The organism is Sphingomonas sp. NBWT7, from assembly GCF_014217605.1.
Lineage (GTDB): Bacteria > Pseudomonadota > Alphaproteobacteria > Sphingomonadales > Sphingomonadaceae > Sphingomonas.
The window spans coordinates 3,022,770-3,044,870 of the sequence record NZ_CP043639.1; the positions used below are offsets into that span (position 1 = coordinate 3,022,770).

Here is a 22,101-nt window from a genome sequence, read left to right on the forward strand (position 1 = left end):
ATCACGGTGATTCTACGCGGCGTGGCGCAACATCCCCGCCGCTGGCGCGCTTGTCGCTGGGCTATGGAGGGCCGCAATGGGGAGTCTGGAGCGCTGGTGCGGCGTTGAATGCACCGTCAGCAGGACCGGTGACGTCTATACCGACCAACTTCGCCGGTCTGGGCATCACGACCGACCGGCGGACATCGCGCGGATCGCTGCGCTCGGGTTCAGTGCCATCCGCTATCCAATATTGTGGGAGCGCGTATCGCCCGATTCTCCCGACACGGCGGATTGGACGTGGTGCGACGCGCGCTTGGCGGCGCTGCGCGATGCGAACATTCGCGTCATCGGGGGGTTGATCCATCATGGCAGCGGCCCGGCCTATACGACCCTGCTGGCCGACGATTTCGCTACAGGATTGGCGCGCCATGCCGCCGGTGCCGCGGCTCGCTACCCCTGGATTACCGATTGGACGCCGGTCAACGAGCCTACCACCACCGCGCGGTTCGCGGCGCTTTATGGCCATTGGTATCCGCACGCACGCGACGAAGCCTCGTTCTGGCTCGCGCTGCTCAATCAGATCGACGCGGTTCGGCTGTCGATGCGGGCGATCCGCGCAGTCATTCCAAGCGCGCGACTGATCCAGACGGACGATCTGGGTCGCACCTGGGGAACGCGGCCACTGGCCGAGCAGGCGGCGTTCGACAACCAACGGCGATGGGCAGGATGGGACCTGTTGTGTGGGAAGGTAACGGCAAACCATCCCTTATGGCATCGTCTATGCGCCTTCGGCTTCGCGCGGCGGTTGCGTACCATTGCGGCAGACCCGTGCCCACCTGACGTGATCGGCATCAACCATTACCCGACGAGCGACCGGTTCCTGGACCATCGCGTGCAGCGCTATCCCGCAGATGTTCGCGGCGGGAACGGCCGACGCATCTTTGCCGATGTACCAGCAATACGCGCGCTGGAGCCAGGGCCAGCGCCGTTCTCCGGCGCGATGCACGAGGCGTGGGAGCGCTATGGCCTACCGATCGCGCTGACCGAGGTCCATCTCGGCTGTACCCGCGAGGAGCAGATGCGCTGGGCCGACGAAGCGTTGCGATCGGCGCTGGCGGCGCGCGCTGCGGGTGTCGATGTTCGGGCGATCACTGCTTGGTCGATGTTCGGCTGTTCGGATTGGGATACGCTGATCACACGGCCGGGCCGGTACGAACCCGGGCTGTTCAACGTCGCCGGAGGGTTCGTTCGCGAAACGGCGCTGGCCCGCCAGTGGCGGGGGGCGAAACAAGCCCATGATGTCGTCGCTCAGCCGGGCTGGTGGCGGCGGCCGGAGCGGTTGATCTTCGCCGCCGCGCCGCGCCCCGCGCGATCGGCGGAGCTTCGCGATACCTCCATCGGCACGCCGCAGCCGCTGCTGATCTGCGGTGCGACCGGCACGCTCGGCCAGGCAATCGCGCGCGCCTGTATTGCGCGGGGGATCGCCTTTCGCCTGACGACGCGTGCCGAATGCGATCTCGGCGATCCGCTGTCGATCGCAACCGCGCTCGACGACATGCAGCCCTGGGCCGTCGTCAACGCGGCCGGCTGGGTGCGGGTAGACGAGGCGGAAACACAGGAAGCGGCATGCTGGCGCAGCAACGCGACCGGCGCGATTGATCTCGCGATCGCCGCCGCAGAGCGCGAGGTGCCGATCGTCGCGCTGTCGAGCGACCTCGTTTTCGACGGCGCAATCAATCGCCCCTATGTCGAAAGCGATATGCCGCGGCCGCTGTCCGCCTACGGCCGCAGCAAGCAGGCCATGGAAGACGGCGTGATACGGCGCGGTCACCGCCCGCTGGTGGTTCGCGCGGCGGCGTTCTTCTCGCCCGACGATCCATACAATTTCGCCCATGCCGTGGCCCGCGATCTCGATGCGGGGCGACAGGTGGGCGCAGCCGACGATCAGATCGTGTCCCCCAGCTACGTGCCCCGGCTCGTCGATACCATCCTCGACCTGCTGATCGACGGGGAAGACGGGATACGGCACCTCGTCACCGATGGCGCGGTGACCTGGCTCGAATTCGGCCGGGCGATCGCGCGTGCGATCGGGCATGATCCTGACAGGATCGTCGGGGTGAGCGGTGCCGACCTCGGCTGGCGCGCGCCGCGTCCGCGCTACAGTGTGATGGCGAGCGAACACATCGCGCCATTGGCGTCGCTCGCGGAATCGATTGACCATTTTGCAGACCGCTGGCGTAGCGATCATCCGGCGCTCGGGCAAAAATAATTAGAAAGATCGGGGCTGGAAGTTTGATCTACATCAGAGCAAAGGCCAAGTTGCAGATATGCTAATCGTGAAAGTGATTTAGATTAGCACGAAATAGATAATTATCTTGGTACTTATCGTGATGGTGATCGGTTGACCCAGCAACATAGTAATGGGGAGTCAACATGTATTACCACGACAAACGTCTACAATATCCGGTCGAAGTTGAAAAGCCGAACCCGCAGTTCGCGCGAATGCTACAACAGGCGATTGGCGGCGTCGAAGGCGAGATCCGCGTGTGCATGCAGTATTTCTTTCAAGCGTGGGGCAACCGCGCGCCGACAACCAAGTACCGCGATATGCTTCTCCACACAGCGACCGAGGAGATTGGCCATATCGAGATGCTCGCGACCGCCGTGGCACTGAACCTTGAGACGGCGCCTGCCTCACTGCAGGAGGAAGGTGCTGGCGACAGTATCGTAGGCGCCGTCATGGGCGGTGGAAGCGCCAAGGCAACGATCGAAGGATTGATCCACAAGAATTTGCTGTCGAGCGGGCTTGCGGCAATGCCGATGGACTCGGACGGCGTGCCGTTCAACATGAGCCATATCTATGCCAGCGGCAACGTTGCGGCCGACATGTATTCCAATGTCGCGGCAGAGGCGACCGGGCGGGTGCTGGCGGTGCGCCTGTTCAACGCTGCCGAAGACAAGGGCATGAAGGACATGCTCCACTACATGATCGCCCGCGACACGATGCATCAGCAGCAGTGGCTCGCCGTTCTGGAAGAATTAGGCGGCCCGGCTGCCAATCTGCCAATCCCCAATTCTTTCCCGCAGGAGATGGAGGATCAGCAGAACAACTATAACTTCTATGCGACCGCAGTCGACGGGACGGTCCCGGAGGGGCGTTGGACCAGCGGCCCCGCGGTGGACGGCCGCGGCGAGTTCACCGTCTTTCAGAACCAGCCTTTGGGCGACGAACCCGTCCTGGGGCCGGCACGACCGGACAGCGCCGCGCAGGACAAACAGATCGGCTGACGATCGCGGCCGGTGGCGTCCCCGCCGGCCGTTCTTCGTCCCAGACAGGATGACCGATGCGGATCCACCATTTGAACTGCGGCACGGATTGCCCACTCGGCGGCGCGCTGTTCGACGGGCAGAGCGCAGGCCCACTGGCCAAACTGGTCTGCCATTGCCTGTTGATAGAAACCGATGCCCATGGACTGGTACTGATCGACACCGGTTACGGGCTGCGTGACGTGGCGAAGCCGCATGCCGGCCGCTCACCGCGTATCTCAAGGCCGTGGCGTCTTATGCTCAACATCCGGCTGCGTGAACGGGAAACCGCGGTTCGGCAGATCGAAGCGCTGGGTTTTCGGCCCCGCGACGTGCGCCACATCGTCGTGACCCATCTCGATTTCGATCATGCCGGCGGGCTGGAGGACTTTCCCGAAGCGACCGTACACGTGATGCAGCGCGAATATGACGACGCGGCCGGGCCACATCGCGGCGTCGTCGCGCGCAATCGCTGGCGTCGCCCACAGTTCGACAAGGTGAGCGACTGGCGCCGCTATGGCGCGCGTGGTGCGCCGTGGTTCGGCTTCGACGCGGTGCGCGACCTCGACGGGTTGCCGCCGGAACTCCTGCTAATCCCGCTACCCGGCCATACGTGGGGCCATGCCGGCGTCGCGATCCGGCGCGATGACGGACGCTGGTTGCTCCATGCGGGCGACGCGTATTTCTACCGCGGCGAGATGCGCCAGGCACGGCGGCGCTGCACCCCCGGCCTGCGTGGCTACCAGCGGCTGATGGAAGTCGACGCCACCAGCCGCCTGACCAATCAGGCGCGACTGCGCACCTTGTCGATCGAGCATCGCAGCGACGTGTCGATCGCATGTGCGCACGACCCGGTCGAGCTTGCCGCCTGTCAGGCGGGCCACCCGCTCTGACACCCGCTTCCCCAACATCAACTCAGAAGGAAAACTACCATGGCCAGTCAGCTCGATACGTTTCGCGAACTGTTCATCACCGGGCTCGTCAACGCGCACGCGGTCGAGAAACAGGCGCTGGCGATTATGACGCCGCAAGTGTCGCGGATCGAACATTATCCGGAGGTCGCCGATCGATTGCGGCTTCATATCAAGGAAACGAACGCGCAGATCGCCCGGCTCGACGAGATTCTCGCCGGCTTCGACACGAGCAGTTCGACGATAAAGGATATCGGGCTGAGCATGTCGGGCGGGGCGGCGGCGATCGCACACAGTGTTGCGGGCGACGAGATCCTAAAAAACAGCTTTGCCAATTACGCGTTCGAGCATTTCGAGATCGCCGCCTATAAATCGCTGCTGGTGCTGGCGGAAGACGGCAGGTTCGTCACCGCGACGCCGTTGCTGATGCAGTCGCTGAGCGAAGAGCAGAGCATGGCACAGTGGATCGACGAAACGCTCCCGATCGTCACGCGGCGCTATGCCACGCTTTACGCCGAGAACGGCAGTCCCGAGGCGAAGGTTTGATCGGAATGCGCCGCTGGCAGGACGCACGGTGATGCGGCAAGGGCACGGCGACGTCGGCCGGCGCGCCGGGCTTCGAACAACCCGTTCGATTATGACCAGGGCAAGCTCGGCTAACTCTATTGGCTCGCGCGGGAGGTAGCGATGCGCGTCGCGCATCTGCCGGCCGCCAACGCTACCGATACAGCGGCGGCTGAGCGGAGAGCCGGCGTGCGTGCCTGGATCGATCCGGCGACGGACGAGGCGCATGGCAGTGGCGCGGATGCTGGCGCCGAGCCCTGAAGCAAGCCCAAGATAGCCAAGCTGCCACCGGCGTGACCATGCCGGCACTTCAGGAATGCCGCGTTGCTCTGGTGCTGGCCGGGCAATGCGCTTGGTGCCTATCAGGCGGGCGTGTTCCAAGCGCTAACGGAGCGTGGAATCGAGCCCGACTGCAGGATCGGAACCTCGGTCGGCGCGATCAACGAAACGATCATCGCGGGCAATATGCCCCAGCAAAGGCTGTTGCGCCTCACGCATCCGTGGCGTCCCGCCAGCACTGACGGCGGCTGGCCCGACTGGACTGCCGCGTTCCCCGAGACGTGGCGGCGTACGGCGGAAGCGCCTGGCACGCTGGCCGGCGGCCGGCCGGGCGTTCGCCCCTGCCGGCACCGCACTGATTGTGGAAGCAGCACGACGCCGGCGCTCTACGACACCGCCCCGCTTGCTACGACGCTTGCCCGCCTGGTCGATTTCACCCGGTCGAACAGCGGCGCGATGCGGTACGCGGCGTTGGCCGTAGACCTTGAGACGGGTGACGACGCAGTGTTCGACACGCAGAACGGCACGTTTGCGGCCTAGCATGTCCGCGGAAGTGCCGCCGTGCCCCCATCGTTTCCAGCGGTTTCGATCGACGGCCGATTGTTCGTCGATGGCGGGCTGTCGGCGAATATGCCGCTTGATTCGCTACGCGACGCCGACCGGCCTGCCGACGCTATGCATCGCTGTCGACATGCTGCCGGCATCGGGTATCCGGCCTTCGACGCTGGGCGAGTTGGTTTCGCGCACCCAAGACCTGATCTTCGCCGCGCAATCACGTCGGAGGATCGAGCGTTGGCGCCGGGCCTATGTGTACGATCCGTGATACCGCGACAGTTCGGTGACGCTGGTTCGGCTCGCCTACGACGGTCAGGCGCGCGAAGTGGCAGGCAAGGCGATGGATTTCTCGCCCGCATCGGTCGGGTCGCGCTGGGACACCGGCTATCGCGCCGGGAGCGGCCTTCTCGCTCGGCTCGACCGTGGGGCGATCGCCGCCGGCGGTGCCGGACTGACGATCGCCGCGTAACGGGCCGCGACCAGCGCTAGAAGAGCGTTCCGGCCAGATCGTCAGCCGCGCCGGTCCTGACCACCGGTGTCGCCACGACCAATGGCGCGTCGGCACGGCCACGCCGGCGACCGATCATGTAAGCCACCGCAGCCGTGACGACGATCCACGGCCAGGGTGACGCGGCATCGGAGACGGTCGGCGGCGGCGGTGCGGAATGGCTGTGAACATCGCTTGTCGAGGCAGCGTGCGACGACGAAGGCGCGGGCCCCGCGGGTGCCGTTGCCTGACCGGTTTTTACCGAATGTATCGGTGGAGCGACGACCGCGATGCCGGACGTCTCCTCCACCTCGAACGATGGCTGCCCCGGCGGCGAGACGGTGTGGCGCAACGCCGGGAAGGCGGCGTCGCTTGCCGCCTCTCCGCGCAAGCCGTTCTCGGCCGCAGCCTGATGATTGTCGGGGTCCGCGGTGCCGTAGAGGTGGGTCGTATCGTTCATCGTATCGGTCCTTTCAGGAGAAACGGCGCAAGGTGCAGGGCAGAACCAGTAGCAGCGTCATCGCGCAGCCTTCACCTGCTGCGCCCGGCGCAAAAGCATGCGGAGCTGGGCATCGTGCGCGAGCGCCGCGGGCAGATCGGTCGCGGCGCGTAGCCCGGCGACGCTGGATATGTTGCGGATCGTGCGGTGCGTCTGGTTGATCACCTGGCCAACCATCGCGCGTCGTTCGATCTCGCCGTGTTCCTCCATCACGATGCGCTTGCCGGACAGTTTGGTTTTCACCACGCTGATATCTACTCCCATGTCAGGATGAGGCGGCCACTTGCGGGGACGTGGAAGTCGATCCGGTCGCGCCCGGTATGTCTGGGCCGGATGATGTCGCCGCCGGCGGTCATCAGCGTCGGCTTGCCGATCGCGCGGCGCTTCACGCGCACCAGGCTGAAATCGGCGACGCAAGCCTCACCCCCATCGAGCGTCAGACTGAGCGCCCGGTCACCGGTGCGCTCGCACGCGTAGACGAAATGGTCGCAAAAGAGCCGGAAGGGCGCGCCTTCGACGTGGTGGAACGCGCGCGTGGCGAAGATGAAGGCAGCGCCCGCGCCATATACCTCCTGCCCCACCTGGCCGGCTTCCTGCCCGTCGGGATAGAGATCTTCCAGCGGGAAGGAGAGCGCGCGATCGACATGACCGTTCGCATCGCGTTGCTTGGCGGCTATCGCTTCCTTGGGCAGCGCATCGGGATAATAAAACCAGGCGCGCGACAGCGCGTAGCGGCAATATTGGGATACCAGCAGTCGTGCCGCCGGTTCGAGGTCAGGTCCGCTGTCGCCTAAATAGCGCTCGAACGCGAGGAAGGCTTCGAAACACTCATAGATCGCCATGTACGGCGCGTCCTGCAGGCACGTCACGCCCATGAACGTCTCGTACGCCGACGCATGTCCCAGCCGGCTCTGCCACAGGACCGAATTGTGGAAGAAGCTGGCGAGATAGACGTAGCTCTGGTCAAGATAGACGTGGCGATTGGTGATGCGCCACAACCGCATGCATGCCGCCGCGCCCCAGGCCGTGAGGTTGGCCTGGTAATTGAGATCGAAGCCCAACCCGATCGCCGCCTCGATCGCAGCCTGTGCTTCGGCGATATAGCGCGGTTCGTCGGTCAGCTCATACGCCTGAAGCATGATCCAGGCGTAGATCCCGCCGACGTCGGTTTGCCCGCGACCGTCGGCACCAGCAGTCTCGGTGATGACCGAGAAATCGGTGACCTTGAACTGGATCGGCCAGCGATAGTCGAAATGGTGCGCGACTTTGATCGCATAGTCGAGCGACTTCAGCAGCAGGTCGCGCGCCTCTCCGTCCCCGCCGAGCGCGAGATTGCCGAGATTGAGGAGCGGGTGATAGAGATACCAGCTGTCGACGGCATCGGCATCCTTGTCCTTGCCGACGTTGGGCAGGTAGCGCCGCAGCGTCTTCAGCTTTGCGTCGTAGAATTTTGGCACGCCGCGCTTCAGCTCAGCTTCGAGCGCGGTTGGCTCGCCGATCCACTTGCCCCAATCGTGCAGCGCGGAAATCAACGACATCTGTACCATGATGTCGGGATATTCGGCTGCGGTGTATGGGTGAACGTAGCGGTGGCCGTAGTGGCGGATCGTGGCTTCGGGCGCGCTTTCAAGATCATCCAGCGTGCGATCCGCGCGGTCGATCCAGTCCCGATAGCTCGTCTGCGGTAGGTCGATCATGCGATACGCTGCACCCAGCATTTGCAGGAAATGCCGCGCCGATTGCCGCTCGTCCGGGGGCGGATCATGGCGAAAAACCATAATCGCGTCAGACAACGCCACTGCCTTGCCTGCGGGCAGCGAAGCGGCGGACGACATTTCACCTAATGGCGGGGTAGGTGGCAGATACCCCAACTCTGGCCAGATACCGCCCACTACGCCTTCGGGTTTGGTGCCCGTCGCAAGGAAAACGTCGTTAAGGGCGGTCAGGTTCTGGAAATACAGGACGTTGCCGAACGACGGCTCTTCGATCCTGAAGTAGATCAGCCCCGCGTTCACGCCGCGCTGCTGCGCCTGGACGATGCCGGCCGTGCCGAGCGGATCGCCGGCCCGATCAATCGGGTAAAGATCCCGCGGCGTGAATGGCATCAGCATGTCCACAGCGGGCGTGAAGCACACGGTGACGCGCAGCCGCTCGAGCATGTCATGCGCGGTCTCGAAGACGATGCGATGCCCCCCCATCGCGCTATCTACTGAGATGCGGCGCGCCTCGCCCTCGCGGGCACGTTCCAACCGCCAGGTGAAAGGCCCGGCCATAAAGGCGACCCGTATCGCGAGCCCACCCTGCCGCTGGCGGCGCGCGAGCGCCCATAGCGAATCCCCGATCGCGCGCACTTCGACCGCAATGTTGCCGACCTCGAACGACGTCACGCGCTCCCCGAGCTCTTCGTGAAGCGCCGATCGCAGCGCCAGCACAAAGGGACTTGCTGGCATGGTCGACGCGGCGGTAGCGGCTGATGCCATTTACGCTGTTCCTGCTGCCAGTTAATCCTCCTGCTTGAACAGAGATCGAGCCCCCGGCGTTCCTGAGAATAAGATAGAACATTCCTTACATAGATCAGGCCTATTTGTTAACAGAGATCAGCTAAATCTGCAGAATACTGTCGTGAAACGATAATAATACAAGCTAGTTTCTGTCTAACCTATAGCAACTTCAGGAACCATCGCTGTACGCGAAAGATTACCTGGACTGGCCACGTGATATCGGCTGGTTCCTGGAGGTTTATTTGATGCAAGCGATGAACTATCGGGGACCGTACCGCGTGCGTGTCGATGAAAAGCCGATGCCACAGATACAGCACCCCGAGGACGCGATCGTCCGCGTCACACGGTCGTGCATCTGCGGATCCGATCTGCACCTGTATCACGGCATGGTTCCCGACACCCGCGTGGGCATGACGTTCGGGCACGAGTTCTGCGGAACGGTGGAACAGGTCGGTACCGAAGTTCGCAACCTGAAGCCGGGCGACCATGTCCTCGTGCCGTTCAACATCGCCTGCGGCAAATGCCATTTCTGCCAGCAGGGTCTGTTTGGCAATTGCCACGAATCGAATGCGCAGGCGACGGCAGTCGGCGGCATCTTCGGCTATTCACATACCGCCGGCGGGTACGATGGTGGACAGGCACAATATGTTCGCGTTCCCTATGCCGATGTCGGCCCAACGGTGATCCCCGACTGGATGGATCATGACGACGCCGTTTTGCTGACCGATGTGGTGCCGACAGGCTATCAGGCAGCCGAGATGGGCGGGATCCAGCCGGGCGACACGGTAGTCGTCTTCGGTGCCGGTCCGGTCGGGCTGATGGCCGCGCGATCGGCATGGCTGTTTGGTGCGGGGCGGGTGATCGTGATCGATCATGTCGACTATCGACTGGAATTCGCCCGCGTCTTCGGACCAGCGGAGGTCTATAACGTCCGCGAGATCGACGACATGGTCGTGTTCCTCAAGAAACAGACGGACTCGCTTGGCGCCGACGTATGCATCGACGCGGTCGGCGGCGATGCGGCGGGAAACGCGATCCAGACGCTGCTCGGCACGAAGCTGAAGCTGGAGGCGGGCAATGCGATCGCGCTGCACTGGGCGATCAATTCGGTCAAGAAAGGCGGGATCGTCTCGATCGTCGGGGTCTACGGCCCGACCGGAAACATCGTGCCCATCGGCAACGTGGTCAACAAGGGTATCACGATCCGTGCCAATCAGGCTTCGGTGAAGCGATTGCTGCCGCGCCTGATCGAGCATGTCAAAGCAGGGCTTATCAATCCAAAGGCGATGATAACCCACCGCGTGCCGCTGGCCGACATCGCCGACGCCTATCACATCTTCTCGGCGAAGCTCGACGGCTGCATCAAGCCCGTGCTTCTCCCCAACGGTCAGTGAGGGACACTATGTTGACCACCGAACTGGTCGATACCGCGACGATTCCCGGCTGGGGTGTCGATGCCGATCCGAAGAACAATCCTACCTATCCGATCCGCCATATCGAAGACCAGCAGACGCGCGGGCTGACGTGGGACCGTCCAGCAATTCAAGTGCCGGACGTCGAGGTGCTGCGATCGATCGAGCACAATCGGTTGCCTGCGGTCGTCGGCACCTCGACGCCGCCGAGCGGCGTGTCCGGCGCGATCAGACGCTATGCGTTCCGACGCAGTGAATCGGATTGGTGGCACTGGCTACTGCTGATGGGCGCGGACCGCATCAACGTCGTCGAAGGCGTGGTGCAGGATGTCGCAAGAGGCCGCCTACCCAACATACCCGCCGAAATGGGTGCGCGGGCCGAATGGCGGCACAACAAGACTGGCCTTGCGCGAAAGGTCGGTACGCTGATCGGCGTCGGTGCCGCGCTCTATCTCGCGTTACGGCGAGAAGGTGGGCCAGCAATTCCACACACTCCGGACTTAGCCGATGCTGCGCGGCCTGCACCACCCGCGCCGCTATGATACAATGCGAACCGTCGGCGGCTGCAGCCTCTTCGCAATGTCCTTGCGTCAGTCGTCTGCCGTGCCCAAAATCGGTAGCATGCCGGGCAACCGGGATCGCTCGACGCCGATGGCAAGGCCCCGATGTTGTCACAACGATCCAGTGGATGGACGGCACAGACCCGAAGTCAGCCTTGCGCAAAAAACTGGTCATAACATCGGTATGGCGGAAGCGAGCTGGAGGTTGGGGGATCGTCGTTGCTCACGAGTCTTTAATGCCGCCATCTCGCTGACACCGAATGTCCGCTTACCCCCCTCCATCTATGCCGCTCAGCAGCTTGGATGCGATCGCTTCAACCGGCCCGCGGGCGGACATGAACGAGCGGCGGGTTTCGGGACGCGGGCAAAGCGGCACGAGTGTCGTGTGTTGGGTCCTTGTGAAAAGAGCAGCTAACATCAGCTTGTTCGCCATGCGATCGGACGCTGCCAATCTTGACGGGTCCTGCTAGCAAGCGTCCATGCTTAAAACACGGATGAAGCGCCAAGCAGCCAAAATCGGGCGCGCGGTCGATCGCCTTGCTGCCATTGAGGCGTCGGTGGCCGCCCTTGCCGATGAGGACCTGCTCGACTTGGCTGACATCTTTGCCGCAGGCGAGCCCACACCCCTGCGTGAAATGGCTGCGGCAGAAATGCTCCATCGCAATCTCAGCCTGTGAAGCATCTGCCCTCTCGCTTTCGGCGCCTCGACGGTGCGCTAGCGGACCTGCCACTTGAAGAGCCAATGCTGCTCACTGAGCTGGATGGCTTTCTCACCGGGTTGGTGGTTTGCCCTGAATCGATCTTATCGGGCGAGTGGATGACGCTCGTGTGGGGACCGGACACTGACGGCATCCCGCCCTTCGAAGACCCGCTTGATGTGCAATGGTTCGCCGACGCTGTGGCAGCGAGGCGCGATGAGATCACGCGTGATCTTGTTCGCGGTAAACTTCAGCCGATCCTCGACGTCGACCAGCGCAATGGCGAGTTTTTATGGGAGGACTGGATTGATGGTTTTGCGGAGGCGGTCGCGCTCCGTCCGGAAGCTTGGCATGCTCTGGCTGACGATTCGGCGAAGGCTTCTGCGTGGGCGCGCTTGGTGACTTTGATGGCGGTGGCGCGCGATGAAAGCGACCTCGACAGCGTAGCGATCAATGCGATTCAAGATCGCGCTGCCGCTGAGCTGAGTGAGGCCGTGCAACTCCTGTATGCGGCGTTTGCCCATGCCGCTGGGGAGAAGCCGGGCGCTCTGGCACAGAAAGCAGCTTCAAAGGTTGGCCGCAACGACCCGTGTCCTTGCGGGTCCGGGAAGAAGCACAAGCGCTGCTGCGGCTGATCTGGCGGCGGCATACGAGCTATCGGCTAGGCCTGTTAGTCACACGCTGCAGCTTGGCGGAGGCGGTCCCGACCTCAACCTCCAAAGTCTGCGCCCGAGAATCCAGCGCAAAAGCGGGGATGTCGAAGGGCTCCACATCGCTGGGATGATAGATAAAGCGGAAGCTGTTCGGTCGACCAGGCACGAAGTTGAACGTCGCAAGCTCCTTGCGATCGGAAAGCCGCAAGACATGGACCTTGGTCGCTGGCACCTTCTCACGAGCGGAAGCCGTGTGCTTGCCGTCGCTCATGGCGTACAGCCCAAATGCGTTCGGCCATGTAACGCCCAGGCCTTCCGCCGGCGAGCCGTCGGCATTTACAGCAGTGACGGATAGGCTGACCTTCGGATCACGCGCTGGCGGTCCTGCACGCTCGAGCCGGGCAGGGCCTGGCTTGTTGTGGATGTGGATGATGTCGCCCTCCACAGTCCAGAAGCCCTCGGCTTTGATGAAGTCACTGTCCTCTTCACCACTGGTAATGTGGTACAATGCCGTACGGTCGGCATTCAGGTGAACGTCAATCTTGAAGTTGTCGTTCTTTTCTTCGTAATGGTAGTGGCCTACCAAAGTCCGTTCATCGCTGATGAACACAGGAACGCTGTTCGACGGGAGCTGAGCTTCGGCTAGTCTCAGGCTGAAAAGAAGCGCTGCGCTCGCGCCCGCGATCCAATGCCTTGCTGTTCTTCTCATTACGCTGCCTAATTGAAAGTGGAAAGGTTTGCCGAACGCATAGGCTTTAGCCTGGATTGTTGCCGTTCACTCCCATAGAACTTGCTGGGGATTACCTCGATCAAAAGCGTTGCGCGAGCTTTTGGCAAAAGCAGGCGGATCAGGAGACGCATTCCACCCTCATACAGCATCCAGAGCCAAGGTGAACGAGCGTCCGCAGTTGGCCTGCCCGCCAGGTAGCCTAGATGACCGCTTGTGGGTCCTTTCACGCGGTTGGACCGGCAGATATTAACGCACCATCAGTCCACCGCCAGTTCCGCGTGGCTATGTTAGGGGAGCCTTTATTCGCATCCGATAGTGCGGTCGTATGAATACCATCTCTGATATGGGCGCCCGAGCCGAACTGGTCGCCGGCATTCATGCGCCTTGGAACGCCACCGTGAGCGAATGTCTCACTCGGTGGGCCGCGCTCGGTTCAATTGAGCGATCGCGCAGTTACCTCGTCTTGCGCGGCGAGGCGGGCGCGAGGCGCACGCTGAACGCTTCAGCTATCGGTGAACTGACTCGTCAAATCGACAAGGAGCATCAGCACTTATCATAACGGGTGCAGCAGTTTTGAACAACTTGTTGCGACTTCAGGAAGTTGCATACGGCTTCTCGGCCGCCTTCATCGCCCGCGCAACGTCGAGCGCTCTGCGGCCCGCAATGTGGCGCGGGCGCTGATTTGCGTGCGCGCTGTCGAGCAGCGCTTCAGCAATTTGACGCGCTGAGCGGTCGGGATTGCGACCGATCAGCAGCGCAGCGGCACCGGCGACGTAGCTGACCGAATAGGATGATCCGGAGACGACGCTACACGTGCGCGTGTCGCAATCGACGGGCAGGCGCTCACCCGGCGCCACCAAGAAGTAATCGGCCGTGCTGCCCGCGCGGTTCGACCAACGCGCAATCGCACGCCGGGCCGTGCCGGCCCCGGCGACGATGATCGCGCCGCGAAACGCGGATTGCTTGCATAGCCCGCCGGCCAGACCGGCTCGTCATCGCCATCGTTGCCGGCCGCCGCGACGATCAGTGCGCCGCTGCGGACGGCACGCTCGCAGCCGTACCGGCACGCTCGCGCGAAATCAGCCGGCTGCGACGACAGGCGTATTGCGCTGGGCCGCAACGACAACCCTGTCGCGTCCCTGTGCCTTCGCGCGCAGCAGGGCCGCGTCGGCGGTCTGCACCAGCCGGCCGGGGGCACAATGCAGCGGCGCGGTCGCCACGCCGACCGAGGCCTGAACGGCGCCGAGCTGCTGCCCCTCATGCACGAGGCGAAGCGCGAAGATGCGCGTGCGGATCAGCTCGGCGCGTTCCATCGCCTGCGCGAGGTCGACGCGGGGCAGCAGAACGAGGAACTCTTCACCGCCGTAGCGAAAAGCCAGTTCCTTGTCGCGAACGGCGCCGCGCAACACGGCCCCCACCTCCTGCAGCACGGCGTCACCCGCGTCATGCCCGAAAGTGTCGTTGAAGCGCTTGAAATGATCGACGTCGATCATCAGGCAGCTGACAATGCCGCCCATCTGGTCGGCAACCGACAGTATCTGTCCGACACTGCTGTCGAGCTGTCGGCGATTAGCGAGCCCGGTCAGCGCATCGCCCATCGCCATGTCACGCAAGCGCTCGCGTAGACGCAGATTCGAGACGGCAAGCCCGATGTTTTCCGCCAGCATGGTCAGGTACGTCTCGGCCGTCGAGCGGGTGTCGCCAGCATCCTGCCGGCGCTCGAAATAAAGCAGGCCGAACGTCTCGCCGTGCGCGTTGAGCGGCAGGCACAAGGTATCGAGCATCGCCCCATCGTGCGACAGGTGATCGCACGGAACATCGATCGTCGGGCCGGCGGGACGATGTGGCAATCCGCGCCGCAGCGCCCAGCAGGAGGTCGGCGCGAACTCCGGACGCGATTGCTTGGGATAAAGCCAGTTGCAGGTTTCCATTACGGCGTTCCGCGCGGGATCGATCAGGTACAGCCTGCCGGCGAGTTCGGGCACGATCTCCGGAATGAATCGGCGGGCGATCTCCTCCAGGTCATGAAGCGAGTTGCAGCCCTGCATACGCTGCGTCATGCGCGAGAGAAGGTCGCGGAGCATACGGTCGGCGTCGCGCTCCTGCTGCAGGCGCTGACGTTCCAGCCCGTTCTCTCGGAAGACGCGAATCGCCTGGGCCATGTCGCCGATCTCGTCGATCTGGGTGAGGTTCGGCGGTTCCGCCGCATAATCCTGCGCCGCCAGCCGGTTCACCACGTCGCTGAGGCGCACGACCGGCTTGAGCACGCGTTGCTTGAAGATGAAGTAGAGCACGCACAGGAACAGGAGGCCGGTAATCGCCAACGCAATCTCCGACGTCGTCTTCCACGTGCGCGCGACCTGCGCCGCGCTGGCGACCTGCGCCTCGGTGCGCTGATCGAGCTGCTGCTGAAAACGTTCGATCTGTGCGCGGATCCGCTCCAGCTCGCGCTCATATTCGCCGCCGAACAGGATCGTGCGCGCCTGTGCGACGTCGCCGTGGTCGTAGGCTGCGAGTGCTGCCTTCTGCTCGTCCAGCAACGTATCAGCCCAGCGGATCGCCTCCTTCAACGTGTGCAGTTCGGCTGGCCCTGCGCCGGCATCGCCGAGCTGGGCAATACGCCGCTCCACTGACGCGAGCGCCGCTGCGTCATGCTGATAGAGGACGCGGTAAGAAGGATCTCCGCTGTTGAGATACTGGCGCGCCTGATCGCTGAGGGCGAACACTTCCTCATCGAGCTTCGAGGTGCCTCGGTCGAGCAGGTAGCGCTGCTCCACCGCCGCGCGTTCACGGTCCTGTGCATTGGAGGCGAGGATCATCGTCGTGCCGGACAAAAGAGTCAGGACGACCGTCGCTCCATAAGCCCAGTTCGTGATCGTGGCGAGCCGCATCGTGCGACCATACTGGCGGTGGGTCAGCGAAGGGTTAAGGCCGCTCCTATGGCCTCGTGACACGTTCAGGCGCGAAAGGATGCTGAACCTGCTGCGGCAACGGGCGGGATGAGCGTCATCGACATGAACGCACGTCCGCTTTTGGAAACTTGATCGGACCCGCTGAACGGCCGAAACTGGGTCTTTGCCATCGTAAAGCGGCCTGGCAGCTCCCGCCCAATAGTGGACATGCAACTCTGAGCGGCGTTGCAGGTGTGCTCGGCTAGACCGGAACAATACCGCTGCTAGGCTGCTCTATCGGAGGCGACTCTGGAGGGCTGACGAAATGGACAATCCGTTCATACGCAAGCTGGAGTTTGGAGCTAAGCTCACCGACGAGGATCGCGCGCTACTCGCTTTGGTCAGTCGCCCGACGCGGCTTGTTCCTGCTCGAAGGGATATCATCGGAGAAGGTGATCCGCCTTCCGATGTGCACCTTGTGATGGAAGGCATTGCCTGTCGCTACAAGCTATTACCTGACGGTAAGCGTCAGATAATAGCCCTATTCCTGCCGGGCGACATTTGCGACCTACACGTCCAGATCCTCGGTTGGATGGATCACAGCATAGGTACGCTAACCGAATGTCGACTGGCGGCGCTGAGCCCCGACGTCATCGACCAACTCACCGCTAATCCGCGGATCAACCGAGCACTGTGGTGGAGCACGCTGGTCGATGAAGGAACGTTACGAGAATGGCTTGTTAACATGGGGCAACGCTCAGCGGATCGTCAGATCGCGCACCTGCTCTGCGAGCTGCTGTTCCGTTTCCGCTTGATTGGGCAGGCGGACCATAACACGTTTCCTTTACCGCTTACCCAGGAGGAGCTTGCCGACACGACCGGGCTAACCCAAATCCACGTCAATCGAATGCTGCGTGACTTGAGGGAAAGAGGCCTGATCGTCATAGCGGCCAAACGCATTTCGGTGCCCGATGTGGCTGCACTCGCTGATTATTGCGACTTCAACGACAATCATCTGCACACCCGTGATCCGCGCACGAAGCGCGGAGCGGCCGAACCAAGGTTCGCGTGACGATGTTCGAAACCATGCTCTCTTCCGATGAGCTACTGTCGGCCAGCGTTCTTACTCGCCGGCCCACAACCGCACGTGACCCCAATTACGAGAATGCCGCACAGGATGCCTTGCTAAGTCGTATCAACAGCCGGCCTGACAGGGCGCTGCAAGCGCTCGTGGAAACGGTAGTTGATCTGTGTGGTGCCGGCTCTGCTGGGGTGAGCATCCTACGGGGGAACGACTTTGTATGGCCGGCCATTGCAGGGGCGTGGGCCAAGTACGTCGACCAAGGGCTACCGCGTAATGCCTCTCCCTGCGGCGTAGTGATCGAGCGCAACGCCACGCTTCTCTTCGATGAGCCCAAGCGCATCTTCCCGAGTATCGATGCGGTGCCTGAGATCAGGGAAATATTGCTGGTGCCGCTCTATTTTCGAGGCGAGCCTCGCGGCACTTTGTGGGCAATCTCGCACGACGAGAAGCGCTTTGACGCGGAGGACGCGCGCATCCTCGACCGGATGGGCCTGATCGCAGCGGCGATCGAGACGACGCGCCGATCTCGAGAGCGCGAACAGCGGCAAGTGCGTAGCGCCGGCGATCGGGTGCGCAATACGATCGCTGTGATGCGTTCAATCGTGCGCGGCAGTGATTACCCACAAGAGCTGGACGAACCGATCCCTTTATTGAAGCTGAGCTCCAGGTTGGGCGCCTATGCGGCCGGCGCGATCGCACCGGGCACGGCGGACACGGTCGACCTATGGACGCTGATCGCGCACCTTATGTCGCGTTCGGACGAGGAACCCGATTGGCGCATAAGTCTCTCGGGTGAGAACGTCGCTGTCCCCGTCGAGCAAGCAGGGCCGCTCGCGCTCGCGCTCCACGAGCTTCTGGAGAATGCGATTGAGCATGGCGCGTTGGCACAGCCTGGCGGGCACGTCGATCTGACGTGGTGGGCGGGCGACGCCGTAATCGATGACAAATTGCATCTTTCGTGGCTGGAGAGGGGCGGCCGTCCGCCCGCTGATCATCTAGGGAACGGCTTCGGCCTGGAGCTTCTGGAGTATGGCTTGGCTGCGCTCACGAGAGCCGAAACGCACGTCTCCTTCGATGCCACTGGACTTCGCTTCACTCTCGTGATGCCGCTTCACTAGCAACAGGCCGCCGCCGCTCGTCGCATCACTGCAACAATGGCGGCACCGGCAGGTGAGCTCTGATCTCGGCAGCTAACGCTGGCTGCTGATCATGCCCAGCGTAGGCGCGATCAAGATAGTGCCCGGCCAACGTGTAGTGGGCCCGGACTGCGGCGGGATCGCGGGCGGCCTGCGCCATCTTCAATTCAGCTTCTGCTCGCCTATAGAAGTATTGTTGATCGTTGGATCTCATAGCCGCCTCCTATGAGGTCGAGCTAAGCGCCGAAGGTAACGGCGAACATTCAAATTTGTTAATTCGCCTGTTCATTTTAACCCAACTTAGATTGTTCATCTTGGCATGTGGAGTAGGCGCTAGTCTCCGGGCGCCGCCGACGTCCGCTTCCCTCCCAAAAGCGGACGTTTCCGGCCCACGTTCTCACCCCCAATAGCGGACGTTCCCGCAATCAATACCTAAGGCAAACTAAGCGGAAGGCCAGATGCCCGCACGAAGCTCCGCCGGGACCGAGTAGCCGCGCTTCAGCAGGCGGGCGACCATGTCCTCGTAATACTTGATCGGGCTGTTGCCCCAAGGCTTCGGATCGGCGGCCGTGTAGTCTGCCCAGTAGCCTGCGAGGACACTTCGATCCTGCAGGTGCGGATGAAGCGCCCGGAGCGCGAGCCTCACTGCCTCGACAGGTACAGACGGGCGAGAACCGCTAAATAATGCGCGCTTTAAGATATGCAGCGCCAGCTCGATCGTGATCATCGCGGCCCGCCGTCGCCGAAGCTCCCGCAAGCCTTGGCCGAACGCTTCGATCTGCACCTTTACGTCGTGGCTGGCGCACTGCGGACATCTCAGCTCCCGGCATATGACGCCCCAGTCGCTGGACTCGCCGATACCGCGGCGCATGATGAACTCCTCTCGATCGAGGAGCGTCTTTCGCTTGCACTCGCGGCAGCTTATCCGGATCGCGCCATCGATCTTGCGGAGGTCGTAGATGGTTTTCGGGGGCCCAACCGTCAAGGCAAGGTAGCGGAACATAGATGGAACGTAAGGGCTGGTGATGTTGGAAAACATGTGCAGTGAGGTACGGCATGTTCGTGATTCTAGCCTCGCTCGCTGCCACTACCGTCCCCGCCGGCAAGACGTTCCGCTGCACGCCTACCCGGGTCTGGGATGGGGACGGGCCGTTATGGTGCGCGGAAGGGCCACGCATACGTTTGTCGGGGATCGCGGCTCGCGAAACTGACGACACATGCCGCAGCAATCAGCCTTGCCCCAGCGCGAGCGCACAAGCTGCTCGAGGCGCGCTGGTGAACCTTGTCGGCACGCCGATCGGCAGATCGCGCGAGGGACACGTACTCGTCAGGGGGCCGACACTTACCTGCCAATCGCTTGGTAACGGAAAGGGCATCAGGACAGCGGCTTGGTGCAGTTCGCCGCGGGTCGGCGATTTGTCCTGCGCCATGGTGGCGACGGGAACGGTGCTTAGGTGGAAGCGATACTGGCGCAGACACAGGTGCGAGAACGGAATGTGAGCGAAGACAGCTGACACCTACTGCCGGGCGCGACCAGCAGCGTGCACGCGCTCTGCCGGCGACTGTCGTTCCATCGCGCGTGCTGATCCGCTATGCTGCGTCGATCATCAGGAGCTTGAAGCCATGCTCACGATCAATCGGCTTCACGGCATCACGACAGCTTGGCGGGCCATCATGTGGGGGAGCTTCTTAGCGCTGCTGCTTGCTCCGCTAGTTGCGATGCAGCTTACCCGTGAGGTTCAATGGACCGCCTACGACTTCGCCGTTGCTGCGGCGCTGCTGGTGGTTCTCGGCCTGTCGACGGAGATGCTGGTTCGATCGAAGAGAAGCCTGTGGATCCGGGTAACCGGATTTGCTGTCTGCGTCGGTGCAGCTCTCGTCATCTGCGCAGACGGCGCGGTCGGCGTCTTCTGATCCTGCCGGCTGAACCGATGACTGAAGATCAGGAGCGTTGGGCTGAAGCACTCGAGATCGAGCGGCAGCACGGCATGCTGGCGCCGATGTGGATCGCCGAACGTACCGGTGCGCTCGCGTTGGCCGGTGACTTCGCCGGTGTGGCCCGCTTCCGCGAGATCGCCGCGAAACACGAACAGCTTCTTGCCGCGAAGGCGCATGCATGATCGAGGCATTATGCCCGACGTTGCGCCTGACGGATCGATGATGGTGAGCGGCTTCGCCAGCGGTCTCTGCTCATGCGCAGGCTGAAGCGCCTCTGGGATTATGAGACCGACAGCTTGTGGGTTTGGCTTCCGATCTGGGTCATCGGATTCCTGCTGCTTGGAGGATTTTTGGTTTAGGCGTGCCTACCAGCACCTTACACGCCGAAGTTATCCACAACTTCCACAGGAAGCTCGACGCAACCCGACTCCGGCCGTTCGCGTCGGCTCACCATGGCTACGGTTCTTGCCCCATCTACTGGCGAGGAGATCCGCGATCTGCTCGTACATCTGCTGGCTGGCGTAACGCACGCGAGCGAGGCTACGTGGCGCAAGCGCATCGGCACGATCGAGCGTTACCCGACGTGGAAGTACGTACGGTTCAGCTGGGGCGTCGCGCCTAACGCACAGGGGGCCGATCTTGAGGCAGTCAAAAAGGCGGTCGAGATCGTCCGCGCTGAGCATCCGTACATCACCGATCGCCTGCCAAATGGGATCGATCGGCTCGCACGATAATGCAATGCTCAGGCGCGAACTGTACGTCGCCGATGCAGCACTCGCGTCTTCAAATGCGCCGATTCTAGCGCCTGTTGATCGATGACGCGGAGGTGCTCTTCGCGCGTCACGATATGCGCGAAATGCGCTCGCTCGAAGTGCACCAGCTCTGCGTACATTCCTGCCGCCGTAGCGACCTGAACAATAAGAAACAGTTCCTGTCGTGCGCGTTACGAGCGGCGCAACCGCGATCCATCAATCAGCCGGTTTGATCGCGCGGCGTTCTCTCCGCTGCCGCTCATCCCACTCGCTTTCGACCCTCTGTCCGTTTGCCTCTGCCGCCTTGTCGGTTAGCCGATCAGCGGTTTCCAGCGCGGCCTCAGGGGTAACGGCGACGGCAACGCCGTCAGGTCCGTCGAGAAGGACCGACCCGTCCTCCGCAGTTACCTTCGATGCGTCCTTGTAGATCTTACTCATGCGACACTCCACTTCACGGAGTATCAACGCCGCGGCCGGTGCTCCGATCACATCAAATACGGCGATCTGGGTTAAGCAGATCGCGTGTGTCTCGTCGTCCGCATGCGCGTTGAATCGATAAGCATCAAGGGAGAGTGACGTGGAGCTGCAATCGGCATTGGAACGTCTGCGTGAGTTCAGCCTGTCCTGGAACGATGAAGACGTTGTCGACGAGAACAGCCAACTGACGGGAGCCGATCTCAAGCTGATCGCTCAGCTACTTGGATCCGAAGCGGCTCCCGCCGCTGGCGTCACCGATTAGCCGTCCACTCGTTATTGCCTAGTCCGCTAGCGCCGCGCCTAGGGGAAGCAGGACGGTGCCGTGCACGCAGTGCCGTCCTGCTTCTTCCGGCGGTTCGGCATCCATGCGGCCAGGGCATCAATGAACACAATCGCCGGGTGCCAAGCTCAAAACCTAGATAAATCAGTGTTTCGGTACCGGAACGGTTGGTGCTAAAATACTGGAAGGTAGTTATCTGCGGCGGAGGCTGCCGTGGACGATTCAAGCGTTGTGACGATAGGCGAGCCGCGATCTGCCGAGATCGATGCTATCGGCGCCAGCCTGTCTTGTGCGTTTCCACCTCCGCGCGCCGATCCTTTTGCTGATTTGCTGGCTGAGATCGACCGAGTGGACACGACGGAACCGGCGCTAATCGCCCGGCAGCATATCCGTTGAGTTTCGATGG

General features: G+C 62.5%; 29 protein-coding genes. 20 read left to right on the forward strand and 9 right to left on the reverse strand.

Annotated elements, in window-relative coordinates:
- The first annotated feature begins 76 nt into the window (after positions 1–76).
- The 7 genes from F1C10_RS14570 to F1C10_RS14605 all read left to right on the forward strand — a co-directional run bounded on the left by F1C10_RS14570 (position 77) and on the right by F1C10_RS14605 (position 6,066).
- Positions 77–2,251, forward strand: a complete 2,175-nt coding sequence (locus F1C10_RS14570) for an NAD(P)-dependent oxidoreductase (RefSeq protein WP_185207256.1) — start codon at positions 77–79, stop codon at positions 2,249–2,251.
- Positions 2,252–2,415: 164 nt separating this feature from the next.
- Entirely contained in the window at positions 2,416–3,270 is an 855-nt protein-coding gene (locus F1C10_RS14575; protein WP_185207258.1) for a manganese catalase family protein, read from the forward strand.
- Positions 3,271–3,326: 56 nt separating this feature from the next.
- Positions 3,327–4,181: an MBL fold metallo-hydrolase gene (locus F1C10_RS14580; RefSeq protein WP_185207260.1), complete on the forward strand. Its 855-nt coding sequence runs from the start codon at positions 3,327–3,329 to the stop codon at positions 4,179–4,181.
- Positions 4,182–4,220: 39 nt separating this feature from the next.
- Complete coding sequence (locus F1C10_RS14585; RefSeq protein ID WP_185207262.1) at positions 4,221–4,745, forward strand: ferritin-like domain-containing protein; 525 nt, start codon at positions 4,221–4,223, stop codon at positions 4,743–4,745.
- Between the two features lie 342 nt (positions 4,746–5,087).
- On the forward strand, positions 5,088–5,582 hold the full coding sequence (locus F1C10_RS14590) for a patatin-like phospholipase family protein (protein WP_185207263.1): 495 nt from the start codon (positions 5,088–5,090) through the stop codon (positions 5,580–5,582).
- Positions 5,583–5,679: 97 nt separating this feature from the next.
- Positions 5,680–5,865, forward strand: coding sequence for a hypothetical protein (locus F1C10_RS14600; RefSeq protein WP_185207265.1), 186 nt, complete (start codon positions 5,680–5,682; stop codon positions 5,863–5,865).
- Between the two features lie 15 nt (positions 5,866–5,880).
- Positions 5,881–6,066 (forward strand): DUF3734 domain-containing protein, encoded by a 186-nt coding sequence (locus F1C10_RS14605; RefSeq protein ID WP_185207267.1) that lies wholly within the window; start codon positions 5,881–5,883, stop codon positions 6,064–6,066.
- Positions 6,067–6,082: 16 nt separating this feature from the next.
- On the opposite strand, the gene F1C10_RS14610 is transcribed toward F1C10_RS14605, so the two are convergent.
- The 3 genes from F1C10_RS14610 to F1C10_RS14620 are packed head-to-tail and all read right to left on the reverse strand — an operon-like array spanning position 6,083 to position 9,063.
- Positions 6,083–6,544 carry a hypothetical protein gene (locus F1C10_RS14610; RefSeq protein WP_185207269.1) on the reverse strand — a complete coding sequence of 154 codons (462 nt, stop codon included), beginning with the start codon at positions 6,542–6,544 and terminating at the stop codon, positions 6,083–6,085.
- Positions 6,545–6,601: 57 nt separating this feature from the next.
- Positions 6,602–6,826, reverse strand: coding sequence for a hypothetical protein (locus tag F1C10_RS14615; protein ID WP_219729762.1), 225 nt, complete (start codon positions 6,824–6,826; stop codon positions 6,602–6,604).
- An 11-nt stretch (positions 6,827–6,837) separates the two neighbouring features.
- Positions 6,838–9,063 carry a hypothetical protein gene (locus F1C10_RS14620; RefSeq protein ID WP_258042954.1) on the reverse strand — a complete coding sequence of 742 codons (2,226 nt, stop codon included), beginning with the start codon at positions 9,061–9,063 and terminating at the stop codon, positions 6,838–6,840.
- Positions 9,064–9,383: 320 nt separating this feature from the next.
- Here F1C10_RS14620 and F1C10_RS14625 point away from each other — a divergent pair, with 320 nt between their 5' ends.
- From F1C10_RS14625 to F1C10_RS14640, 4 genes are all read left to right on the forward strand, one after another.
- Complete coding sequence (locus F1C10_RS14625; RefSeq protein ID WP_219729763.1) at positions 9,384–10,478, forward strand: zinc-dependent alcohol dehydrogenase; 1,095 nt, start codon at positions 9,384–9,386, stop codon at positions 10,476–10,478.
- 8 nt (positions 10,479–10,486) lie between these two features.
- Entirely contained in the window at positions 10,487–11,038 is a 552-nt protein-coding gene (locus F1C10_RS14630; RefSeq protein ID WP_219729764.1) for a hypothetical protein, read from the forward strand.
- 497 nt (positions 11,039–11,535) lie between these two features.
- Positions 11,536–11,733: a hypothetical protein gene (locus F1C10_RS14635; protein WP_185207274.1), complete on the forward strand. Its 198-nt coding sequence runs from the start codon at positions 11,536–11,538 to the stop codon at positions 11,731–11,733.
- Between the two features lie 65 nt (positions 11,734–11,798).
- Positions 11,799–12,389: a UPF0149 family protein gene (locus F1C10_RS14640; RefSeq protein ID WP_258042955.1), complete on the forward strand. Its 591-nt coding sequence runs from the start codon at positions 11,799–11,801 to the stop codon at positions 12,387–12,389.
- Between the two features lie 19 nt (positions 12,390–12,408).
- On the opposite strand, the gene F1C10_RS14645 is transcribed toward F1C10_RS14640, so the two are convergent.
- Positions 12,409–13,017: a hypothetical protein gene (locus F1C10_RS14645; RefSeq protein ID WP_185207277.1), complete on the reverse strand. Its 609-nt coding sequence runs from the start codon at positions 13,015–13,017 to the stop codon at positions 12,409–12,411.
- Positions 13,018–13,462: 445 nt separating this feature from the next.
- Between F1C10_RS14645 and F1C10_RS14650 the strand changes: the two genes are divergently transcribed.
- A complete protein-coding gene (locus F1C10_RS14650; protein WP_185207279.1) occupies positions 13,463–13,696 on the forward strand; it encodes a hypothetical protein in 234 nt (77 codons plus the stop codon).
- Between the two features lie 34 nt (positions 13,697–13,730).
- On the opposite strand, the gene F1C10_RS14655 is transcribed toward F1C10_RS14650, so the two are convergent.
- Both F1C10_RS14655 and F1C10_RS14660 read right to left on the reverse strand, forming a co-directional pair.
- Entirely contained in the window at positions 13,731–14,120 is a 390-nt protein-coding gene (locus tag F1C10_RS14655; RefSeq protein ID WP_185210279.1) for a S8 family serine peptidase, read from the reverse strand.
- Positions 14,121–14,216: 96 nt separating this feature from the next.
- Positions 14,217–16,028 carry a diguanylate cyclase gene (locus F1C10_RS14660; RefSeq protein ID WP_185207281.1) on the reverse strand — a complete coding sequence of 604 codons (1,812 nt, stop codon included), beginning with the start codon at positions 16,026–16,028 and terminating at the stop codon, positions 14,217–14,219.
- Positions 16,029–16,353: 325 nt separating this feature from the next.
- On the opposite strand from F1C10_RS14660, the gene F1C10_RS14665 reads away from it, so the two are divergent.
- Together F1C10_RS14665 and F1C10_RS14670 are read left to right on the forward strand one after the other, a co-directional pair.
- Complete coding sequence (locus tag F1C10_RS14665) at positions 16,354–17,100, forward strand: Crp/Fnr family transcriptional regulator (RefSeq protein WP_185207283.1); 747 nt, start codon at positions 16,354–16,356, stop codon at positions 17,098–17,100.
- Between the two features lie 2 nt (positions 17,101–17,102).
- Entirely contained in the window at positions 17,103–18,230 is a 1,128-nt protein-coding gene (locus tag F1C10_RS14670) for a GAF domain-containing protein (protein ID WP_185207284.1), read from the forward strand.
- Positions 18,231–18,255: 25 nt separating this feature from the next.
- Here F1C10_RS14670 and F1C10_RS14675 read toward each other — a convergent pair whose 3' ends face one another.
- Together F1C10_RS14675 and F1C10_RS14680 are read right to left on the reverse strand one after the other, a co-directional pair.
- Positions 18,256–18,462 carry a hypothetical protein gene (locus tag F1C10_RS14675; protein WP_185207286.1) on the reverse strand — a complete coding sequence of 69 codons (207 nt, stop codon included), beginning with the start codon at positions 18,460–18,462 and terminating at the stop codon, positions 18,256–18,258.
- Between the two features lie 228 nt (positions 18,463–18,690).
- The gene (locus F1C10_RS14680; RefSeq protein WP_185207288.1) at positions 18,691–19,251 is read right to left on the reverse strand and encodes a hypothetical protein; all 561 of its coding nucleotides are present in this window, start codon (positions 19,249–19,251) and stop codon (positions 18,691–18,693) included.
- A 53-nt stretch (positions 19,252–19,304) separates the two neighbouring features.
- Here F1C10_RS14680 and F1C10_RS16765 point away from each other — a divergent pair, with 53 nt between their 5' ends.
- The 4 genes from F1C10_RS16765 (at position 19,305) to F1C10_RS14695 (ending at position 20,920) form a co-directional block, all read left to right on the forward strand.
- Complete coding sequence (locus F1C10_RS16765) at positions 19,305–19,748, forward strand: thermonuclease family protein (protein WP_258042956.1); 444 nt, start codon at positions 19,305–19,307, stop codon at positions 19,746–19,748.
- Positions 19,749–19,871: 123 nt separating this feature from the next.
- Positions 19,872–20,162, forward strand: a complete 291-nt coding sequence (locus F1C10_RS14685) for a hypothetical protein (RefSeq protein ID WP_185207290.1) — start codon at positions 19,872–19,874, stop codon at positions 20,160–20,162.
- Between the two features lie 17 nt (positions 20,163–20,179).
- Complete coding sequence (locus F1C10_RS14690; protein WP_185207292.1) at positions 20,180–20,368, forward strand: DUF6961 family protein; 189 nt, start codon at positions 20,180–20,182, stop codon at positions 20,366–20,368.
- A gap of 270 nt (positions 20,369–20,638) precedes the next feature.
- Positions 20,639–20,920, forward strand: coding sequence for a hypothetical protein (locus F1C10_RS14695; protein ID WP_185207293.1), 282 nt, complete (start codon positions 20,639–20,641; stop codon positions 20,918–20,920).
- A gap of 234 nt (positions 20,921–21,154) precedes the next feature.
- Here F1C10_RS14695 and F1C10_RS14700 read toward each other — a convergent pair whose 3' ends face one another.
- On the reverse strand, positions 21,155–21,376 hold the full coding sequence (locus tag F1C10_RS14700; protein ID WP_185210305.1) for a hypothetical protein: 222 nt from the start codon (positions 21,374–21,376) through the stop codon (positions 21,155–21,157).
- 139 nt (positions 21,377–21,515) lie between these two features.
- Between F1C10_RS14700 and F1C10_RS14705 the strand changes: the two genes are divergently transcribed.
- Positions 21,516–21,677 (forward strand): hypothetical protein, encoded by a 162-nt coding sequence (locus F1C10_RS14705; RefSeq protein ID WP_185207295.1) that lies wholly within the window; start codon positions 21,516–21,518, stop codon positions 21,675–21,677.
- Between the two features lie 231 nt (positions 21,678–21,908).
- Entirely contained in the window at positions 21,909–22,091 is a 183-nt protein-coding gene (locus F1C10_RS14710) for a hypothetical protein (protein ID WP_185207297.1), read from the forward strand.
- The last annotated feature ends 10 nt before the right edge of the window (positions 22,092–22,101 follow it).

Excerpts from the sequence above, each read along its gene's own strand:
- F1C10_RS14570 (WP_185207256.1), top strand. The coding sequence starts at position 77 with ATGGGGAGTCTGGAGCGCTGGTGCGGCGTTGAATGCACCGTCAGCAGG.
- F1C10_RS14575 (WP_185207258.1), top strand. The coding sequence starts at position 2,416 with ATGTATTACCACGACAAACGTCTACAATATCCGGTCGAAGTTGAAAAG.
- F1C10_RS14580 (WP_185207260.1), top strand. The coding sequence starts at position 3,327 with ATGCGGATCCACCATTTGAACTGCGGCACGGATTGCCCACTCGGCGGC.
- F1C10_RS14585 (WP_185207262.1), top strand. The coding sequence starts at position 4,221 with ATGGCCAGTCAGCTCGATACGTTTCGCGAACTGTTCATCACCGGGCTC.
- F1C10_RS14610 (WP_185207269.1), bottom strand. The coding sequence starts at position 6,544 with ATGAACGATACGACCCACCTCTACGGCACCGCGGACCCCGACAATCAT.
- F1C10_RS14620 (WP_258042954.1), bottom strand. The coding sequence starts at position 9,063 with ATGGCATCAGCCGCTACCGCCGCGTCGACCATGCCAGCAAGTCCCTTT.
- F1C10_RS14625 (WP_219729763.1), top strand. The coding sequence starts at position 9,384 with ATGCCACAGATACAGCACCCCGAGGACGCGATCGTCCGCGTCACACGG.
- F1C10_RS14630 (WP_219729764.1), top strand. The coding sequence starts at position 10,487 with ATGTTGACCACCGAACTGGTCGATACCGCGACGATTCCCGGCTGGGGT.
- F1C10_RS14635 (WP_185207274.1), top strand. The coding sequence starts at position 11,536 with ATGCTTAAAACACGGATGAAGCGCCAAGCAGCCAAAATCGGGCGCGCG.
- F1C10_RS14640 (WP_258042955.1), top strand. The coding sequence starts at position 11,799 with ATGCTGCTCACTGAGCTGGATGGCTTTCTCACCGGGTTGGTGGTTTGC.
- F1C10_RS14650 (WP_185207279.1), top strand. The coding sequence starts at position 13,463 with ATGAATACCATCTCTGATATGGGCGCCCGAGCCGAACTGGTCGCCGGC.
- F1C10_RS14660 (WP_185207281.1), bottom strand. The coding sequence starts at position 16,028 with ATGCGGCTCGCCACGATCACGAACTGGGCTTATGGAGCGACGGTCGTC.
- F1C10_RS14665 (WP_185207283.1), top strand. The coding sequence starts at position 16,354 with ATGGACAATCCGTTCATACGCAAGCTGGAGTTTGGAGCTAAGCTCACC.
- F1C10_RS14670 (WP_185207284.1), top strand. The coding sequence starts at position 17,103 with ATGTTCGAAACCATGCTCTCTTCCGATGAGCTACTGTCGGCCAGCGTT.
- F1C10_RS14675 (WP_185207286.1), bottom strand. The coding sequence starts at position 18,462 with ATGAGATCCAACGATCAACAATACTTCTATAGGCGAGCAGAAGCTGAA.
- F1C10_RS14680 (WP_185207288.1), bottom strand. The coding sequence starts at position 19,251 with ATGTTCCGCTACCTTGCCTTGACGGTTGGGCCCCCGAAAACCATCTAC.
- F1C10_RS16765 (WP_258042956.1), top strand. The coding sequence starts at position 19,305 with ATGTTCGTGATTCTAGCCTCGCTCGCTGCCACTACCGTCCCCGCCGGC.
- F1C10_RS14685 (WP_185207290.1), top strand. The coding sequence starts at position 19,872 with ATGCTCACGATCAATCGGCTTCACGGCATCACGACAGCTTGGCGGGCC.
- F1C10_RS14690 (WP_185207292.1), top strand. The coding sequence starts at position 20,180 with ATGACTGAAGATCAGGAGCGTTGGGCTGAAGCACTCGAGATCGAGCGG.
- F1C10_RS14695 (WP_185207293.1), top strand. The coding sequence starts at position 20,639 with ATGGCTACGGTTCTTGCCCCATCTACTGGCGAGGAGATCCGCGATCTG.
- F1C10_RS14700 (WP_185210305.1), bottom strand. The coding sequence starts at position 21,376 with ATGAGTAAGATCTACAAGGACGCATCGAAGGTAACTGCGGAGGACGGG.